The organism is Herbidospora cretacea (assembly GCF_001570605.1).
In the GTDB taxonomy this organism is placed as follows: domain Bacteria; phylum Actinomycetota; class Actinomycetes; order Streptosporangiales; family Streptosporangiaceae; genus Herbidospora; species Herbidospora cretacea.
Genome location: NZ_BBXG01000004.1, coordinates 383772 through 401571 on the forward strand (window position 1 = coordinate 383772; position 17800 = coordinate 401571).

Sequence of the window (17800 nt, forward strand, 5' to 3'; positions counted from 1 at the left end):
AGCATGCGCAGATGCAGACAGCGGCAGGCGTCGTGCTCGCGGGCGGGCGCTCCACCCGGATGGGCGAGTCCAAGGCGTGGCTGGAGTGGCACGGGTCGACGCTGCTCCACCGCGCCGCCGCCCTGCTGGCCAGGACGGTCGACGGGCCGGTCGTCGTGGTGGCCGCGCCGGGGCAGGAACTCCCGCGCCTCCCGGCGGGCGTCGCGGTGGCCGAGGACCCGGTGGAGGGGCTGGGTCCCATGCAGGGGCTGGCCGTCGGGCTCGCGGCGGTGGCCGGCCGGGCCGCGACGGCCTTCGTGTGCTCCACCGACATGCCCTTCCTCCACCCCGCGTTCGTCCGCCGGGTCCTGCGCGCGCTGCCCGCCGGGGCGGACGTCGCCCTGCCGGTGGCGCGCGGCTTCCGGCAGCCGCTCGCCGCCGCCTACCGCACCTCCCTCGCGGGCCTGGTCGGGGACCTGCTGGCCCAGGGCGACCTGCGGCCCGGCATGCTCTTCGAGCACTGCGAGGTGGCCCGGCTCGGCGAGGACGAACTGCTGGCCGACGCCGACCTGGCCCGCCACGACCCGGCGCTGGAGTCGGTCGTGAACGTCAACTCGCCCGGCGACTACGCGGAGGCCCGCGCCCGGCCCGCGCCGGAGGTCATGGCCTTCGGCCGACGTGTCCGGGCCGCCACCCTCGGCGCCGCCGCGGCCGGGCTGAGCCTGGGCCGCCGGGCCGAGGTGGCGATCAACGGCGATCAGCTGGCTTGGGACGACGAGCTGCCCCTGGTGACGGGGGACACCGTCGCGTCGCCGTCCGGGGACGCCGGTCGGGTCAGGAGCTCGTGAAGGCCGCGGCACGCGCGGCCCAGCGAGGTCGAACCCCGTCTCCTGGCCTGTACGGCCACCTCCGGTATCTCCCCCCGCGCGCCGGTCCACGTGGCGACGTCGATGGCCAGCATGACGGCCTCGGTGTGCAGCGGCCGGGCCCGCTCGCCCTCCCTCGGGAGGAAGACGGACAGGAAGTGGCGCAGGATCGTCCACACCTCGGCGTGCGCGCCCTGCCGGGCGGCCAGCTCCAGCGAGGGCAGCGCCGGGTCGGCCTCGTAGCGGGTGCGGCGGCCCAGCAGTCCCAGCAGGCGGCCCGTCTCGGCGGCGGGCAGCGCGCCCTTGGCCGCGAGCCCGCGCAGCGGGTCGACCACGTCGTCACCCTCCACGGTGAGGAAGTAGGCCAGGACCAGCGCCGTCGCCGTGCCGGACGGGCCCTCGGCGAGCGCCAGGTCACGCAGGTCGCCGATCGCGATGTCCGGCGGGTCGAACCGGCCGATCAGGCCGGCCGCCAGGTGGGCCGCCGCGAGCTCCCGGTGGTGGGGTGTCATCGCGGCCCAGAAGTGGCGTGACCCCCGGTGGTAGGGGGGTGCCTCGGGCACGGTCAGCAGGGCGTCGAGCGGATCGAGACCGGTGGATCCGACGGGCCGCCAGCTCACGTTGACGATGCCGCGCTGGTCGAGGACGTCGTCGTCGCAGGGCACGACGCGCGAGCCGAGGTCGAGGGTCCAGGTCAGCTCCACCAGCGGAGGCGGCGGCGCGCCCCGCTCGAACCGGCCGGCCACCTCCGCCGAGCCGCCGCGTCGTGCGCGTTCGACCAGGTCGGGCCGGGGTTCGGGTGGGAGCCGCAGGAGGGCCTGGGCCAGGTCGAGCGGGAGCGGTTCGCGGCCCGCGTACATCTCCAGGCGGTCGAGCAGCGCCTCCGGGTCGAGGTGGCCGTCGGCGCGGGTGGGCGTGGCCAGCAGGACCGGGGGCAGCGCGCCGCCCTTCGCCGCGCGCAGCAGCTCGTCGAGGCGGGCCAGCAGGAAGAAGTGCGGGCGGGCGCTCTGCCCCACGCGCGGGAGCCGGTTCCAGGGCTCGGGCGCGGGCCGCGACGCCGGGTCGTAGAGGTCGATCTGTTCTCGTACGTAGTCGGGCAAATCGTGCAAAGGGAAGATCGTGCGCAGGCCGGGGAACAACTGCAGGGCGCTGGCCGCGATGCCCACCATGCCGCCGTAGAGGGCCTGCCCGAGGTCCCCGGACAGGCCGGGGAAGGCGTTCTCCGCGTCGGTCCGCTGCTCCTCCGAGATCGGTCTCCGGTACGGCTCCCGCCGCGCCCCCGGCGGTCCCGGATCCTCGCCCGGATTGACCAGTTCCCTGGCCAGCGCCGTGCACCAGTCGCGGGGCGAGTCCCATTTGGGTGCGTCGTAGAGCACCGGCCGCAGATGCTCGCCGAACCGCAGGCCCAGCGTCTCCCGCAGCGAGGCTGGGTCGGCGCGCGCCTCCCGCACGACCGCCGCCAGCCACGCCTCGACGGAGATCCAGCCGATGTCCTCCGGCGGCCCGCCGTCCGGCCCCGTGACGGGGAAGGGTCCGGGAACGGAGACCTGAGGCAGACGTCCGGGAGTGAAGTCGCCGGTCCAGCCTCCGGCGAAGCGCTCGAAGAGCGGCCGGGCCGAGGCGGGCGGCAGCAGTTCGGCCGCCTCCAGGATCGGAGCGGGGTCGGTGAGGTGGGCGGCGTGCTTGAGCGTGAGGGCGACCGCCCGGTCGCGCACCTCATGGGAGGCGTGCGCATACGCGTTGGCCAGCGCGGTGACGTGGTCGGCCACCCGCTCCGGGGAGGCGGCCAGCTCGCGGTCGAGCCAGGTCAGCCCCTTCACGGTGAGCTTCGCCTCCGGCCGGAAGGTCAGCGCCTCGATCCCCTCGGCGACGTCCGCCGCGTCGAGTCGCGCGTGGCGCACCTGCTGCCAGGCCAGCTCGGCCACCGGCCCCGGCGCGGCGGGCAGCAGCCGCAGGTAGTCGCGCAGCCGCCCGGCCGACTCCTCCGGCGTGGGCGCCACGAGCGCGTGCAGCCGGGCGAAGAACCGCAGGTCCTGGACGTCGCCACCGAGCAGGAACCGGCGCACGCACCCCTCGACGACCTGTTCTCGGGGCAGCTCCCGCCCGGCCAGCGCCAGCCACCGCGACGGTTTCGGCGTGAGCGTCTCCCCGGCCAGCGCCCGCCCCGCCCCGGCCGCGTCGAAGATCCTCGGGAGCAGGTGCGGCGTGAGCGGATCATGGGCGACACCGGGCGCCGCCAGCCAGGCCGCGACCAGCGGATCGTGGTCGGGCGGGGTGACCTCCCCGGCCCGCAGCAGCTCCAGCGCCAGCGGCACGACCCGGTCGTCGGGACGGCGGACGCGCTTCGCCAGCCGCACCGCCAGATCGGCCCGCCACGCCACCGGACGACCGGACACCGCCTTCACCAGCAGTCGCGGACGCGGCGCGGCGGACCATCGAGGATTGAGGTCGCGCCGCATCAGCCAGGTGACCGCCCCGGCCGGCCCGGGGACGGCCGCCACGCCGACCATCATCAGCACCTCGCCCCGATCGGCGAAGGGATCGCCGACGTCGAGCAGCCCCCGCAGCCCGGCGGCCACCGCCGCCCGTTCAGCTTCGGAGAGCGTGGGCAACCGCAACGCCAGCCCCTCGGCGTCGCGGTTCAGCACGAGACCGGTGATCTCCGCGAGGACGCCACCTGAGCTCATAACGCTCGCCTATTGCGGGTCATGAAACGGGCCTTTCGTTGTCGAGATCGAGCGCATCGGTGCGGAGGGCCCACCACGTCATGACACCGGCCCTTCGGCGACGCGAACAAGCGAGGTGCCGCCTGCGAGGTCATGGCGTCGGGTCCGTGAGCTGGGCGTGGAGGCGTTTGCATTCGTGGACGAAGCGGATCGTCCGGCGGCTCTTCGCGAACTCGGCGACGACCGGGATCTCCCCGCGCGCGCCGGTCCAGCGGGCCACGTCGGCGGCGAAGGCGACGAGGTCGGCGTGGGTCGCGGTGATGCGCCGGCCCTCGCCGGGCAGCATCCCGGGCAGCAGGCCCGTCAGGATGCGCCACACCTCGTGGTGGCCTCCGGCGTCGGCCAGCTCGCTGAGGGCCGCGAGGGCGGGGCGGGTCTCCCGCCAGGTCCGGCGCAGCACCAGCGCGAGCTGGCGGCCGATCGCCTCGGCGGGCAGTTCGCCCTGGGCGGCCATGGTGAGGATCAGCGGGATCGTGCCGCGCACCCCGCCGGACAGCAGATGGGCGAGGATCACCCCGGTGGCCTCGCCCATCGGGCCCTGGTTGATCACCAGACCGGTGAGGTCGGCCGTCGTCGACCAGCTGCCCCAGCGGCCGCTCAGGACGAAGGGCAGGAAGTTGACCGCCAGGACCTCGCGGTGCGAGGGCAGCACGGCGGGCCACGACCGGAGCAGGCCGCCGGAACCGCCGACCCACCAGTCGAACGGCTCGCGCAGCAGCACCTCGTCGATCAGCCGATGGCCGGTCGGGGCGGTCACCCGCAACCTCGGCTGAACCCCGACCTCGGTGAAGTGCTCGGGTTCGTCGTCGCCGAACTCGACCATGGACGCGCCCACCATGTGCCGCCACACGACGCCGCACTCCGGATCGGCCATACCGCCCCCGGCGAGCCAGCGGGCCGCTGAACGCGCCGCCTCCGAGTCGATCGCCGCGGCCCGGTCGGCCGCCGCCGGATGGCCGCCCCGGGGGAGCCGCAGCAGCGCCTGCGCCAGGTCGGCAGGGAGCGGCTCCACCCCGGCGGCGGCGCAGATCTCCAGCCGGTCGACCAGCACGTCAGGGTCGAGATGGCCGCTCATCCAGGTCGGCGTGGCCAGCAGCACCGGCGGCATCGCGCCGTCACGGAGCGCCTCGGCGAGTTCCGCGTACCGGTGCAGCAGGAAGTCGTGGGGCGGCGAGACCCGATTCGGGCGGGGCAGCCGGTTCCGCCGCCGCCACTCCTCGTGCGAGTCGACGGGCGATGCGACGGGTGGTAGCGCCGGCGCGCTGCCGGGGGTGACGAGCTCGGCGGCCAGCGCCGACTGCCAGTCGTCGGGGTCGAGGCGCAGGTCCCCGGACCGCCAGGAGCCGCTGTCCTGGTCGACGTGGGGTTTGAGTTTGCGGCGCAGCTTCTTCCGGTCGGCGGCGATCCCGGCGACGAAGGCCGCCAGCCAGCGCTCCTGGCCGATCCAGCGCTCGTGGTAGTCCGGGAAGATCGACGGCTCGGGGAAGCGCTTCGGCGCAGCCACCTCGGGCAGCGGCGGGAACTCCTTCGACTCCGGCACGTCCCCGGCCGGGGCCTCGCCGCCGAACCGCTCGGCGACCTTCGCGCCCAGCCCGGCGGGCAGGTGGTGGACGCCGTCGAGGATCGCCCCGGCGTGGTCCTGGAGCAGCCCGGCGTGCTTCAGGGTCAGCTCGGCGGCGCGGTTGCGCACGTCGAAGGACGTGTGCGCGTACGCCGTGGTCAGCGCGCCCACGAAGTCGGCGGCCACGTCAGGTGTGGCACGGATCGTCTGGTCGAGCCAGCGCAGGCCCCTCGCGGCGAGCTTGGCCTCGGCCCGGAAGGTCAGCGCCTCGACCGCCTCGACCACGTCGGCGTGGTCGAGCTGCCCGGCCCCGCCCAGCTGCCCGGCGGCGAGTTCGGCGACCGGCCCCGGAGCCGACGGCAGCAACCGCAGGTAGTCGCGCAGCCGGGGAGCGGACTCGGCCGGCGTGGGGTCGGCGAGCGTGTGCAGCCGGACGAAGAACCGCAGGTCCTGGGCGTCGCCACCGCGCAGGAACCGGCTCACGCACCCGTCGAGCACCCGTTCCCTGGGCAGCTCGCGGAGCGCGGCGGCCAGCCAGCGGGTCGGCAGCTTCCCGCCCTGCTCGTCCCGGAGGGCGCGGCCCGCGCCGTCGGCGTCGAAGACGCGCGGCAGCAGCACGGGAAGCAGCGGGTCATCCTCGACGGCGGGCGCGGCCAGCCAGGCGGCCACCAGGGGGTCGTGGTCGGGTGGCGTCGCGCCGGACTCGCGGAGCAGCGCCACGGCCAGCGGCGCGAGGCGGTCGGCGGGCCGCCGGATCCGCTGGGCCAGCCGGACCGCGACGTCGCGCCGCCACTGCGGCGGCCGGGTGGCCGCCACCCGGCAGACCGTCTCGATGTCGAGCTCGGCCCAGCGGCGGTTGACGTCGCGGCTGGTCATCCAGGTCACGGCGGCGGCCGGGCCGGTGATGACGCCGATCCCGGCCAGCAGCAGCGTCCCGGCCAGGTCGTCGAGCAGCAGGCCGAGGTCCCAGGAGTCGAGGCCCCGCCGGGCGCGCAGTTCCTTGACGAAGCCGGGCAGGTGCCCGCCCAGTTCGGCGCGCTCCTCCTCGGTGAGGGTGACGAGCCGGTCGGCCAGCCGGGTGACAGACTTGTCGGTGATCAGCTGGGTGATCTCCGTCCAGAGGCTCATCGGGAGACCTCGACGGCGGCGCGGGCGACGATCCGGGCGGCGAGCACGTGCTTGCACGGCCCGCGCGAGCCCCGGTGGTCCCACCACCACTCGCACGTGCAGGAGCCGTCGGTCAGCGACACCCGCCGGGCCCCGCCCGAGGTCCGCACGGTGGCCAGTTCGCCCTCCAACTGCACGGCCCCCGCCTCGACCAGCTTGCGGGCCTTGGCCAGGCGGGGGTTGAGCAGCAGCACGTTGTCCTTGTCGTAGGGCAGCTCGCGGTGGAAGTGGGCGGCCTCGGCCAGGTCGTAGCCGACCCGCCCGGCGACGCCGAGCTGGGTCAGTGCGGCCCGCACCCGGTCGGCGGGGATGCCCGCCCGGTCGGCCAGCAGGCCGATCTCGACCTCGGGCTCGAAGTTGAGCAGCATGCCCACCACGTCGGCGTCGTTCTCGGCCTCGTCGGTGGCCAGGTCGTCGAGGACCGCGCCCTCGCCGGAGAAGCCGCGCCAGCGCTCGGGCGACAGCACCAGGGTGTAGCGCATCCCGGGCAGCTCCAGTTCCCAGGCGCTGGAGGCGGCGTCGCCCGGACCGTACACGCGAAGGGTCTTCGCGAAGCGCAGCAGCGGCAGGAGGGTGCCGAGCCGGTTCGGGGCGGCGAGCCGCACCGAACCCGGCGCCTGACGGTCGGCGGCCTTCAGCTCGCGCCCGGACTGCGTCACCCACAGGGTGCCCTTCCTGGGCAGGCCGCGCAGGAACCGCACCGCCGCCAGGCCCGCCAGCTCGCCGCGCTGGTCCATGCCGGAGGCGATGACCTGGACCTCGGCGAAGCCGCGCAGCCAGCGTTCGGGCAGCGGCACCTTCTTCTCCACCACCGCGCCGTCCATCGTGGTCACGACCAGCTCGTCGAGCCCGACCCCCAGGTGCAGCGGGTCACGGGCGCCGATGCGCGCCAGCGCCTCGCGCAGCGGCGCGTTGACGTCGACGTTGGTGGTGCCCCGGTCGAACACCTCGCCGTCGAGCGCGCCGCCCAGCAGGTCGAGCCGGGCGTACACGCCGCCGCAGGCCGAGAACGACTCGAACCGCAACCGGTCGCCGTCGCACGTCACCACCGGGTCACGCACCCAGGTCCGCGCCTGGGGCTGGTGGTAGCGGGCCAGCGCCACATCGGCCACCCCGAGCAGCGCGGCGGCGGCGGGCGCCGCCTGGGTCACCACGCCGCTGAAGAACCGGGGCGCCACAGCGGGCCCGGTCAGGGCCCGGCCGCCGGAGGTGGCCAGCCCGAGGCGGCCGTCGACCAGGGAGGAGGGCGCGGCGTAGGTGTACGCCTGCGTCGCTGAAGTCATGGCCGGGACAATAGATCTTCCCACCGACAAACGAGAGACCCTCCGTGCTGATCACCCGACTGAGCGCCCGGCGACTCCCCGAGTCCTGGTGCGCCGCCCTGCCCGTGGTCCGCCACTCGCCGACCGAGGCCTGCCGCTGACCGCCCCCGTCACGTTCCTCGTCGGCGAGAACGGGTCGGGCAAGGCCGAAACGCTCTTCAACCTCGCCCGGGGCGTCATCACCCAGGAGGGAAGAGGCTTCTGGGCGGACGACCTCACCACGCAGTCCCACGGCGAGGGCTTCTTCACCGTCCTCGACCACATGCTCGACGGCCCCGGCCTGTACCTCATGGACGAACCCGAGGCGGCCCTCTCCTTCCACTCCTGCCTGCGCCTGGCGGGGCTGATGCACCGGGTCGCTGGCGAGGGCGGCCAGATCATCTGCGCCACCCACTCGCCCGTCCTCACGGGCCTGCCCGGCGCCGAGATCGTCGAACTGGGCGACCACGGGGCACGGGTCGGCGAGTGGGCGGAGCTTCCCCTGGTCGACGACTGGCGCCGCTTCCTCGCCCGGCCGGACCTCTACATGCGCCACATCACCGGCCACGAGACCTGACCCGGTTCGTCCACTGCCTGCAGGCATGGGTCGGCGGCCGCGCCCCTTGCCGCCTCATGATCCGGATGAAAGGCTGCCGCAGGCCTTTCCGGCGACCATGGAGGAATGATGACACGCCGTCGGTGGATCGGGGGCGCGGTCGTCGCGGTCCTCCTCGCGGTCGCCGCCGTCGTGGGGACGGCGATCTGGTTCCCCGCCGTCGCGGCCGTGACCTGCCCCGGCTGCTACGGCCTGGAGCGGCTCCGCCCCGGCGTCTACGCCGAGCCCGGTCTGACGGCCGAGCGGCGCGGGCAGGTGATCGAGGTCGTCGACCGGGCCGACGCGCGGGTGCGCGGCTTCTTCGGCGGCAGGGTGACCTCCCCGGACGTCCTCGTGTGCCTGTCGGACGACTGCTACCGGCGCATCGGGGGCGGCGGGGAGCGCGGCGTGGCCGTGCTGAACCGGGCGGTGATGCTGTCTCCGCGCGGCGTCGATCCGGTGATCGCCGCCCACGAGCTGACCCACGTGGAGCTGCACGCCCGCCTCGACGGGATCGAGGTCCCCCAGTGGTTCGACGAGGGGCTCGCCGTCCTGGCCGCCGACGACCCCCGCTACCTCGCCCCGGCCGGTGACCGCTGCATGGTCGAGCCCCGCCCGCCGCTGCCGGCCACGCTCGGCGACTGGCTGAGCGCGGCGTCGGCGGATCCGCAGGTGTACGCCCAGGCCGCCTGCCAGGTGAGCCGGTGGGCCGAGGCGAACGGCGGCGTGCGGGCCGTCGTCGAACGGCTGGCGGACGGGCGGGGCCTCCCCGGGATCAGGTGAGCTGGGCGTGCAGACGCCTGCACTCGTGGATGAAGCGGGCGCTGCGGCGGCTCGCGGCGAACTCGGCGATCTCCGGGATCTCCCCCCGCGCGCCGGTCCACCGCGCGACGTCGGCCGCGAAGGCGACGAGGCCGGCGTGGCTGACGGTGATGCGCCGCCCTTCGCGCGGCAGCAGTCCGGGCAGCATGGCGCGCACCATGCGCCACACCTCGTGGTGCCCGCCCCGCTCGGCCAGGTCGGTGAGGGCGGCGATCGCGGGGCGGATCTCCAGCCAGGACGTGCGCCGGATGGCCAGGGCCATCTGCCGTCCGATCGACTCGGCGGGCAGCTCTCCCTTCGCGGCCAGCCGCAGCGTCATCGGGATCACCTCGTCGCGGGCGTTCTCGGCCAGCAGCACGGCGAGGACCACGGCGGTGGCCTCGCCCAGCGGTCCGTCGGCCGTGACCAGCCCCGGCAGGGCGGCGACCTGGGCCCAGCGCTGCCACCGGCCGCGCAGCACCTGGGGCAGGAGATGGACCGACACGACCTCGCGGTGGCCGGGCGTCATCGCCGGCCAGGCCTCGGCCGAGTCCACCGAGGAGGCGCTGTCACGTGGCCGGCCCAGCAGCATCTCGTCGATGAACGAGTGGCCGGTGGGCCGCGCCCTGAGCACCGGCATCAGCCGAGCCGTGGTGAAGTCGGCCGGCTCGTCGTCGCCGAGCTCGACCCACTGCCCGCCGGAGCGGTGGGCCCAGGTGAAACCGGTCTCCGGGTCGGGCAGCCCGCCTTCGGTCAGCCACCGCGCGACCGAGCGGGCCGCGTCGGAGTCGATGGCCGCGGCGCGTGAAGCGGCGGCGGGGTGGCCGCCCCGGGGCAGCCGCATCAGGGCCTGGGCCAGGTCGGCGGGGAGCGGTTCCACTCCGGCGGCGGCGCAGGTCTCCAGCCGGGTGACGAGCACGTCGGGGTCGAGGTGGCCGTCGAGCCAGGTGGGCGTGGCCAGCAGGACGGGCGGCAGCGCGTCGTCGCGGAGCGCGGTCAGCAGTTCGAGATGGCGGTGGATGAGGAACTCGTGCGGAGGCGGCACGGCGCCGGGGTGGGGCATGCGGTGGCGGCGGCGCCACTCCTCGGACGGGGACAGCTTCTCGGGCTCCAGGACCCGGTGGTGGCCCAGCGTGTGGAACATCGTCACCGCGACGACCGGCTCGTCGGGACCCGGTGGCGGCACCGGCTGCGACCGGCGCATGGCGTCGGCCCGGTCAGGGTCGACGCCGAACGCCAGGAGCTTGTGGGCGATGTGGTCGAGGTCGTCGAGCGCGTGCCTCCCGGTCTCCACCATGACCATGCCGTCGACGACGGGCAGGGGCCGCCCGTTCTCGGTGGCGACGGCCTTGGCCGGGCCCTCGACGGTGGTCCAGGTGACGACGACGGTCCGCGGGGTCACCTCGTCGGCGTAGACGTAGTTGGGCTGCCGGACCGAGCGCTTCGGGACGGGCATGGTCTCCTCGGGCACCGGCTCGCCCCGGGTGACCTGGCGTAACACATGGGACGACGTGCACTGGACCCAGACCGTCCGCTCCTCGACCGGGGGGAGGTCGCGGCCCGGGTCGACCAGTTCGTCGGCCAGCGCCAGCCGCCACTCGTCGAGGTCGGTGCGCGTGGTGACGGACCGCCAGTAGGACCAGGACTCCTCCAGCCACGGTCTCACCGCATCGCGCACCTTCGACCGGTCGTCGGCGATCCCGGCCACGAAGGCCGCCAGCCAGCGCTCCCTGCCCACCCATCGCACGTCGTCGCCGGGGGACAGCGACGGCTCGGGGAAACGCCCCGCTTCCGGCACGTCGGGAAGCGGCGGGAACTCCTTGCGTTCGGCCGGGTCGTCGGCCGGGGCCTCCCCGCCGAACCGCGCGGCCAGCGTCGCGCCCAGCTCGGCCCCCAGGTGGGGCAGCGCGTCGAGGATCGTCCCGGCGTGGCCGGCGAACGCCCCGGCGTGCTTCAGGGTGAGCTCGGCGGCGCGGTTGCGCACGTCGAACGAGCTGTGCGCGTAGGCGGTCGTCAGCGCAAGCAGCAGGTCAGCGGCGGTCTCCGGAGCCTTCTTGACCGACTGGTCGAGCCAGCGCAGGCCCGTCGCGGCCAGCTTCGCCTCGGCCCGGAAGGTCAGCGCCTCGACCGCCTCCACCAGATCGGCGTGGTCGAGCGGCATCGCCTGCCGCACCTGCCCGGCGGCCAGTTCGGCGACCGTGCCGGGGGCCGAGGGCAGCAGCCGCAGATAGTCGCGCAGCCGGGCCGCCGCCTCCTGCGGCGTGGGGTCGAGCAAGGTGTGCAGCCGGACGAAGAAACGCAGGTCCTGGACGTCGCCGCCGCGCAGGAACCGGCTCACGCAGCCGTCGAGCGCCCGGTCTCTCGGCAGGTCGCGGGCGGCGGCCAGCCAGCGCGACGGCGTCGGGTCGAGCCGTTCGTCGCGGAGGGCCCGGCCCGCGCCGTCGGCGTCGAAGACGCGCGGCAGCAGCAGCGGGGTCAGCGGGTCGCCGGCCACGCTCGGCGCGGTCAGCCAGGCCGCCAGCAGCGGGTCGTGGCCGGGCGGCGTCGCGCCCGACTCGCGCAGCAGCGCCACGGCCAGCGGGGCGATGCGGTCGGCGGGACGGCGGACGCGCCGGGCCAGCCGGTCGGCCACGTCGAGCCGCCACTTCTCCGGCCGGGCCGCCGCCACCCGCACGACCGCCGCGACGTCGAGGTCGTCGGCCCAGCGGCGGTTCACGTCGCGGCTGGTCAGCCAGGTCACGGTGGCGGCCGGGCCGCCGATGCAGCCGACCCCGGCCAGCGCGAGCGCCCCGGCCCGCTTGTCGAGCATGCGGTCGGCCTCCCACGAGTCGCGCCGCTCGGGGAGGCGACGGCGGATCTCCTTCACCAGGCCGGGCAGCAGCGCGGCGATCTCGCCGCGCTCCGCCTCGCTGAGCGCGATCAGCCGATCGGCCAAGGGTGTCACCTGGTTGCGGAGCACCAGATCGGTGATCTCCGCCCAGAGGGTCGTGGGGGTGCCTGAGGTCATGATCGGGACGATAGATCTCGGCACCGACAAACGCCGCTAGATCATCCCGGCGAGTTTGTAGAGCACCAGCGACCCGGCCACGGCGACGTTCAGACTGGCCCCCGTCCCGATCATGGGGATCTCGACGACGTCGTCGAGCAGGTCGAGCGCCTCCGGCGGGATGCCGTCCTGCTCGTGGCCCAGGACGGCGACGGTGGGCTGGCGGGCCATCGGCAGATCGGCCAGCCTGACCGCGTCCTCGGCCAGTTCGACGCCGATCACCCGCGCCCCCGCCTCCCGCTGCCCGGCCAGCCACCGGAACGGGCGCACCCAGTGCACGCAGGCGGGCTGCCGCAGGGTGTCGCCGCGCGCCAGCGCCTCGGGCACCCACGGCAGCCTCGGCACGGCCAGGCACGCCCCGACGGCGTCGCACGTCCGGAGCAGCGTGCCGAGATTGGCGTGGTGAAGGGGCCACAGCGGCGCGGCGAAGAGGTGACCCAGGCAGCGGGGCGGACGCCGGCGGCGCTGGCCGCGCAGGTCCTTGGGGGTCCGGATCCGGACCGAGCGGCCGCTCACCGGCGCGGGAGGGGAGCTCCTCCGTTAATGATCATGATGTGGGCGATTTCATCGGCACGCCCGGGCCATCGACGAGAGTCAACGCGACCCCCGCAGTGTAACCCGGCAGGCCAGCAGGGCGATCGCGAACACCGGCAGCCAGGCCAGCCGGGCGGCCACCCAGCCGAGGTCGCCGGGCACGGTGTGCAGCCCGGCCAGCGGCGCGGCGGGCAGGGTGAGCGCGGTCACCGCGACGAGCGCGGTCTGGTGCCACACGAACACGGTCATCGCCGACAGGTTCACCGCCGCCACCCCGGCCCAGAGCGCCGGCCGCCGCATCGCCGCGCGCAGCGGCCCGAGCAGCAGCAGCGCCGCTCCGGCCTGGGCGAGCCCGAACGTCACCGCCGCCAGCGTGGGCGGCGACTGGTTGGACAGGGCCGCGCCCGGCACGCCCACCATGGCGGCCGGATAACCCCCGACCGTGATCAGCACACCGGTCGCCACGCCCCCGCCGACCAGCAGCGCCCACCCGTCCAACCGCCGCCACGACAGCCCGACGCAGTAGGGCACCAGCCAGGCCGCGCCCACGTTGACCCAGCCGACCCAGCCGGGCGCGCCGAGGACGAACCGCGCCAGGTCCACCACCGCCACCACGGCCAGCGGCCAGCCCGGATGCAGCCGCGCCACCAGCGGCGTCACCACCATCAGCGCCCCGTACACCGGCAGGAACCACAAGGGCGACCACACCAGCTTGGCCAGCGCCATGACGGTCGCCGGTTCGGTGCCGAGCGCCAGCATGACCGCCACCGTCACCCCCCAGACGGCGGCGAGCACGGGCAGCGGGCGCACCAGCCGGACCAGCCGGAGCCGCAGAGGGGTCGTGCTCCGGGCCGCGACCATCCCGCCGACCAGGAAGAACAGCGCCATCGTCTGGAGCAGCCAGGAGACCGGGGCCAGTCCGGGCAGGTGCTTGAGCGGGCTCGTCACCCTGATCGTGCCGCTGTCGGCGACGAGCGCCGTCACCAGCCAGTGGCCGCACACGACGCCGGTGATCGCGACGGCGCGCAGCGCGTCGACACCCCGATCACGCACGGGGTCACGCATGGGCCACGATCCCCGCGATGGCCTTCAGCGACCGTCCCAGCAGGTAGTCGCCGTGCCCGGCGTCCCCGGCGTCGAACGGGCGCGCGCCGAAGCCCGGGGCCAGCGGGTCGGGCCCGAAGATCGCCGGTACGTCGCCGATCCAGTCACGGCGGCCACGCCCGGCCCAGACCGTCGCCGGGGAACGCAGCGCGGCGGCGGAGGCGGCGGGGACGCCCGCGGTGCCGTACAGGACCAGGTTGTCGACCGGCAGCCCCGGCGCGGCCCGCGCGCAGACGACCGCGCCGTAGGAGTGGCACAGCAGGGAGATCCTCGCCCGCGGGAACGCGGCGGCGAGCCCGCCGACGAAGGCGCGCAGGCGCGGGGCGGCCGCGTCGGCGCGGGCCGTGGTCACCGACCCGAGGCTGACCAGGCGCGGAGCCGGATAGCCGAGCCAGGCGACCACCGCCGACCCGGCGCCCAGTTCGGCCCGGAGCCGGAGCGCGCCGCCCCGCAGCCGCCCGTAGGCGTCGAGCGTGGTCCCCGCCCCGGGGACGATCACCGCGACGGTCCGCGCCGGGAGCCGGCCGAAGAGCTCGACCGCCTGCCCGCCGTCGTGGCCGTCGAAAGCCAGGAACACGCGTTCCGGCACGGCCATCGCGCGCAGCGACGCCGCCCTGATCAGGTTCCCCCGCTCGGCCGCGAGCCGGGCCGCCCGGCCGATGTCCGCCCTGGTCCGGTCGTGGTGCGCCGCGTCGAACCCCGGCGGGGTCGGCGGCGGCGCGGGGATCCCCTGGCCACTGACCGGCACGGCGACGAGCAGGGCCCACAGCAGACGCTTCATGAAGGTGGACGATGCCGAAAGCCCCCGGCGGGACACATCGGACGCCGGGTGTACGACCACGGTCCGATTCCCGGACCGCGACGCGAACCTACGATCAGGGCCATGCGCCAGCTGAAATCAGCCCTGTGGACGACCGTGCCCTGGGCCGTCGGGCTGCTCGTCATGGTCCTGTCCCGGGGCGGCTCCGTGAGAGCCCCGGACCTCGTCGTGATGGCGGTCACGACCGTGCTGGTCGTGGCGGGCGGGCTGCTGCTCGACCGGTGGCCGCTGCCGGGGCTCGGGCTCCTCCTGGTCACGATCCCGCTGGGGATCCGGATCTCCATCGGGGTCCTGCCGTTCACGCAGTTCGCCGTGGTCGCCTTCGGGCTCTACCGGATCGCCGCCGTCGCCACCCGGCGCGTCGCCCTGATCGCCCTGGCGGCGGCGGTGGCCGTGCAGGTCGTCTGCCTGCTGTACACGCCGCTGGTCTCCTACTACGTGCTGGCGCTGCTCTCGCTGATCGGCTGGCTGCTCGGCCGGGCCGTCGGGCAGGCGCGCGAGCACACCGCCGACCGTGCCGCCTGGACCACCGCCCAGGCCGTCACCGACGAACGCCTGCGCATCTCCCGCGAACTCCACGACACCGTCGCCCACTCCATCGGCGTGATCGCCTTCCAGGCGGGGGCGGCCCGGCGCGTGATCGGGACCCGGCCCGCCGAGGCCGAGCGGGCGCTCGGCGAGATCGAGGCGGCCGGGCGCGACGTGCTGGCCGGCCTGCGCCGCATGCTCGTCGCGCTGCGCGACGGCGATCCGGCCCCCGCCGCCGGGCTGGCCGACCTGCGGCGGCTCGGCGCGACCGGGGTGGACGTGGAGGTCAGGGAGCTCGGCGGGCGGCGGCCGCTGCCGCCCGAGGTCGACACGGCCGCCTACCGGATCATCCAGGAGGCCGTCACCAACGTGGCCCGGCACGCCGCGACCGGCTCGTGCGTGGTGACGCTCGACTACCGGGACGCCGAACTGGCCGTCGAGATCGCCGACACCGGGCGGGGCGTCCGGGGGGAGCTCGTGCCGGGGTTCGGGCTGGCCGGGATGCGCGAGCGGGCGGCCCTGCTCGGCGGCGACCTCACCGCGGGCCCCGCGCCGGACGGCGGTTTCCGGGTCGCGGCGCGGCTGCCGGTGGTGGCGCGGTGACCGTGCGGGTGCTGCTGGCCGACGACCAGCCGCTGATCAGGACCGCGCTCCGCCTGGTGATCGCCGACGCGCCCGGCCTGGAGGTCGCCGGTGAGGCCGGCACGGGCCCCGAGGCGGTCCGCCTGGCCGCCGAGCTCGCGCCCGACGTGGTCGTGATGGACATCCGGATGCCCGGCATGGACGGCATCGAGGCGACCCGCCGCATCACCCGCGCGCCGGAGGCGGCCCAGGTGGTGGTGCTGACCACGTTCGACGACGACGAGAACGTCTACGGCGCGCTGCGCGCGGGCGCGTCCGGGTTCCTGGTGAAGGACATGGCCCTGGACGACATCCTGGCCGCCGTCCGGGTGGTCGCCGCCGGGGACGCGCTGATCGCGCCGGGGGTGACCCGCAGGCTGATCGCCGCCTTCGCGGGCCGTCCGGTGCCCCAGGCGCTGACCGGGATCACCGGACGCGAGCGCGAGGTCCTCACGCTCATCGGGCGCGGCCGGTCGAACGGGGAGATCGCGGCGGAGCTGTTCATCAGCGCGGCGACGGTCAAGGCGTACGTGACGCGGCTGCTGGCCAAGCTGGACGCCCGCGACCGGGTGCACCTGGTCATCATCGCCTACGAGACCGGGCTGGTGCCGTGACCGGTCACCCGGCCGGGCAGGTGGTGCCGGCCGGGGGGAGCGTCAGGTCGGTGAGGTAGGCGGTGGTGTGCCGGATCGGGCACTGCTTGCCCGACAGGTACAGGACGTGGCCGGGGCCGTCGTACCTGACGGTCACCGATCCCGGGACCATCCGGGTGAAGCTCTCGGTCCACGCGTAGTCGCCCCACGCGCTGCCGGCTCCCAGGAACGGCGGCAGCCCGCGCGTCGGCAGGGGGCGCGGCGGGTTGACGACGGGCTCCGGCCAGCCGACGCAGCCGAGCCCGTCGAAGGCGACGGAGCCGAAGTTCGGCGAGATGTCCTCCGCCTGGCGGCGGAACGTCCGCATCTCGGCGTAGGAGCGGTAGCCTCGGCCGTCGCCGCAGGTCATCGCCAGGACTCCGGGGGTGGCCCAGACCCGCGCGTTGCCGAGGGCGAAATCGGCGAAGCCGGAGCCGTCGCCGTTCCGCGCCCTGTCGACCGCGTCGGCCCAGGCCCGCCAGTGCGCCTCACCCGGTCCGGGGTCGCCGAGGAAGGCGAAGGTCCGCAGATGCCACCCGGTCAGCTCGCCCCCGACGGGCGCGCGGTCGGCGTCGCGGACGAGCCCGCGCCAGACCTCCCCGGCGTCCTCGCCGTGCAGGGCGCAGGCCGTGGTCTCCCCGCACCAGGCGGCGAACCGGGTGAAGGCCTGTTCGGTCAGCGGCAGGGTCCGCAGCGTCTGGTCGCGCCAGCCGTCGACCTGGTTGATCGCCCCGTCGAGGTACATGGCCCGGACGCGCCGGGGGAACAGCCGGGTGTACGCGGCGGCGGCCACCCCTCCGTAGGAGTTGGCCATGAAGCTCAGCCGCTCCTCGCCGAGGGCCCGGCGGATCGCGTCCATGTCCCTGGCCACCGACAGCGAGTCCAGGTGGGCGAACAGGCCGGTCGTGTCCGCCTGCCGGCACTGCTCGAAGGCCCTGGTCATCGTGGCGGCCAGCGCCAGGTAGGCGGTCCGGTCGCGGGGCTCGGACAGGGAGGTCCCCGGCTCCAGGCACGCGGGCGGGAGCCGGTCGAGCCAGACGCGGGTGCGGGGCGTGTAGGCGACGAGGTCGAACCTGCGCCGCAGGTCGGTGAGGTGGGCCGCGGCGATTTTCAGGTCCTCGATCCCGTCGTTGCCGGGGCCGCCGGGGACGCCGAGCACGCCGCCGATCCGGCGCGCGGGTTCGGTGGCGGGTAATCGGGCCAGGTCGAGCGTGACCGTGCGCCCGCCGGGTTCGGCCCAGTTCACCGGCACGTCGATCGTGGCGCACTGCATGTTTCCGGGGCCCGCGCACTCCGTCCAGGCCGGTCGGGTGGCCGGCGCGGCAGGCGTGGCGGAGGCGGCCGGGGCCGTCGCGGCCAGCGCCGCCAGCGCCACCCTGGTGATCAGTACTCGCTGCTTGGTCGTCATGGTGCCACCCTCGCAACGGCGGCCGGTCCGCCACCACCAGGAGGCCCCCCGGGGTGGTGCGGGTGCCGGCCGGAGTGGACGTCCCCCCGCCCGCCCCCTTCCGGACCAGGC

At 75.3% G+C, this 17800-nt stretch carries 13 protein-coding genes; 5 read left to right on the forward strand and 8 right to left on the reverse strand.

Translation table 11 applies throughout. The features are described from left to right. Window positions 1-11: 11 nt before the first annotated feature. Entirely contained in the window at window positions 12-827 is an 816-nt protein-coding gene (mobA, locus tag AW270_RS09935; protein WP_061293054.1) for a molybdenum cofactor guanylyltransferase, read from the forward strand. On the opposite strand, the gene AW270_RS09940 is transcribed toward mobA, so the two are convergent. The 3 genes from AW270_RS09940 to AW270_RS09950 all read right to left on the reverse strand — a co-directional run bounded on the left by AW270_RS09940 (window position 737) and on the right by AW270_RS09950 (window position 7582). Then, window positions 737-3532 carry a hypothetical protein gene (locus tag AW270_RS09940; RefSeq protein ID WP_061293056.1) on the reverse strand — a complete coding sequence of 932 codons (2796 nt, stop codon included), beginning with the start codon at window positions 3530-3532 and terminating at the stop codon, window positions 737-739. The genes mobA and AW270_RS09940 overlap by 91 nt on opposite strands. 130 nt (window positions 3533-3662) lie before the next feature. Continuing rightward, complete coding sequence (locus tag AW270_RS09945; protein ID WP_061293057.1) at window positions 3663-6260, reverse strand: DUF6493 family protein; 2598 nt, start codon at window positions 6258-6260, stop codon at window positions 3663-3665. Beyond that, window positions 6257-7582 carry an SWIM zinc finger family protein gene (locus AW270_RS09950; protein ID WP_061293058.1) on the reverse strand — a complete coding sequence of 442 codons (1326 nt, stop codon included), beginning with the start codon at window positions 7580-7582 and terminating at the stop codon, window positions 6257-6259. The genes AW270_RS09945 and AW270_RS09950 overlap by 4 nt, the downstream gene beginning before the upstream one ends. An 88-nt stretch (window positions 7583-7670) precedes the next feature. Here AW270_RS09950 and AW270_RS09955 point away from each other — a divergent pair, with 88 nt between their 5' ends. Together AW270_RS09955 and AW270_RS09960 are read left to right on the forward strand one after the other, a co-directional pair. Further along, on the forward strand, window positions 7671-8177 hold the full coding sequence (locus AW270_RS09955; protein WP_061293059.1) for an AAA family ATPase: 507 nt from the start codon (window positions 7671-7673) through the stop codon (window positions 8175-8177). A 108-nt stretch (window positions 8178-8285) separates the two neighbouring features. After that, window positions 8286-8978, forward strand: a complete 693-nt coding sequence (locus tag AW270_RS09960; protein ID WP_157521793.1) for a hypothetical protein — start codon at window positions 8286-8288, stop codon at window positions 8976-8978. Here the strand turns inward: AW270_RS09960 and AW270_RS09965 are convergent. From AW270_RS09965 to AW270_RS09980, 4 genes are all read right to left on the reverse strand, one after another. Next, window positions 8971-12003: a hypothetical protein gene (locus AW270_RS09965; RefSeq protein ID WP_061293061.1), complete on the reverse strand. Its 3033-nt coding sequence runs from the start codon at window positions 12001-12003 to the stop codon at window positions 8971-8973. The two genes, AW270_RS09960 and AW270_RS09965, sit on opposite strands and share 8 nt — an antisense overlap. A gap of 36 nt (window positions 12004-12039) precedes the next feature. Continuing rightward, window positions 12040-12558, reverse strand: coding sequence for a TrmH family RNA methyltransferase (locus AW270_RS09970; protein WP_061293064.1), 519 nt, complete (start codon window positions 12556-12558; stop codon window positions 12040-12042). 78 nt (window positions 12559-12636) lie between these two features. Continuing rightward, entirely contained in the window at window positions 12637-13641 is a 1005-nt protein-coding gene (locus AW270_RS09975) for an acyltransferase family protein (RefSeq protein WP_061293066.1), read from the reverse strand. Next, window positions 13634-14461, reverse strand: a complete 828-nt coding sequence (locus tag AW270_RS09980; protein ID WP_061293068.1) for an alpha/beta hydrolase — start codon at window positions 14459-14461, stop codon at window positions 13634-13636. The genes AW270_RS09975 and AW270_RS09980 overlap by 8 nt, the downstream gene beginning before the upstream one ends. 102 nt (window positions 14462-14563) lie before the next feature. Between AW270_RS09980 and AW270_RS38585 the strand changes: the two genes are divergently transcribed. Both AW270_RS38585 and AW270_RS38590 read left to right on the forward strand, forming a co-directional pair. Next, complete coding sequence (locus AW270_RS38585; protein WP_061293070.1) at window positions 14564-15631, forward strand: sensor histidine kinase; 1068 nt, start codon at window positions 14564-14566, stop codon at window positions 15629-15631. Beyond that, window positions 15628-16263: a response regulator gene (locus AW270_RS38590; RefSeq protein ID WP_061293072.1), complete on the forward strand. Its 636-nt coding sequence runs from the start codon at window positions 15628-15630 to the stop codon at window positions 16261-16263. Before AW270_RS38585 ends, AW270_RS38590 begins: the two co-directional genes overlap by 4 nt. Window positions 16264-16267: 4 nt before the next feature. Here AW270_RS38590 and AW270_RS09995 read toward each other — a convergent pair whose 3' ends face one another. Continuing rightward, complete coding sequence (locus AW270_RS09995; protein WP_061293074.1) at window positions 16268-17689, reverse strand: alpha/beta fold hydrolase; 1422 nt, start codon at window positions 17687-17689, stop codon at window positions 16268-16270. Between the last annotated feature and the right edge of the window lie 111 nt (window positions 17690-17800).

Bases quoted from the DNA above. Each gene is read 5' to 3' on its own strand.
- mobA (WP_061293054.1), top strand. From the start codon at position 12: ATGCAGACAGCGGCAGGCGTCGTGCTCGCGGGCGGGCGCTCCACCCGG.
- AW270_RS09940 (WP_061293056.1), bottom strand. From the start codon at position 3,532: ATGAGCTCAGGTGGCGTCCTCGCGGAGATCACCGGTCTCGTGCTGAAC.
- AW270_RS09945 (WP_061293057.1), bottom strand. From the start codon at position 6,260: ATGAGCCTCTGGACGGAGATCACCCAGCTGATCACCGACAAGTCTGTC.
- AW270_RS09950 (WP_061293058.1), bottom strand. From the start codon at position 7,582: ATGACTTCAGCGACGCAGGCGTACACCTACGCCGCGCCCTCCTCCCTG.
- AW270_RS09960 (WP_157521793.1), top strand. From the start codon at position 8,286: ATGACACGCCGTCGGTGGATCGGGGGCGCGGTCGTCGCGGTCCTCCTC.
- AW270_RS09965 (WP_061293061.1), bottom strand. From the start codon at position 12,003: ATGACCTCAGGCACCCCCACGACCCTCTGGGCGGAGATCACCGATCTG.
- AW270_RS09975 (WP_061293066.1), bottom strand. From the start codon at position 13,641: ATGCGTGACCCCGTGCGTGATCGGGGTGTCGACGCGCTGCGCGCCGTC.
- AW270_RS09980 (WP_061293068.1), bottom strand. From the start codon at position 14,461: ATGAAGCGTCTGCTGTGGGCCCTGCTCGTCGCCGTGCCGGTCAGTGGC.
- AW270_RS38585 (WP_061293070.1), top strand. From the start codon at position 14,564: ATGCGCCAGCTGAAATCAGCCCTGTGGACGACCGTGCCCTGGGCCGTC.
- AW270_RS09995 (WP_061293074.1), bottom strand. From the start codon at position 17,689: ATGACGACCAAGCAGCGAGTACTGATCACCAGGGTGGCGCTGGCGGCG.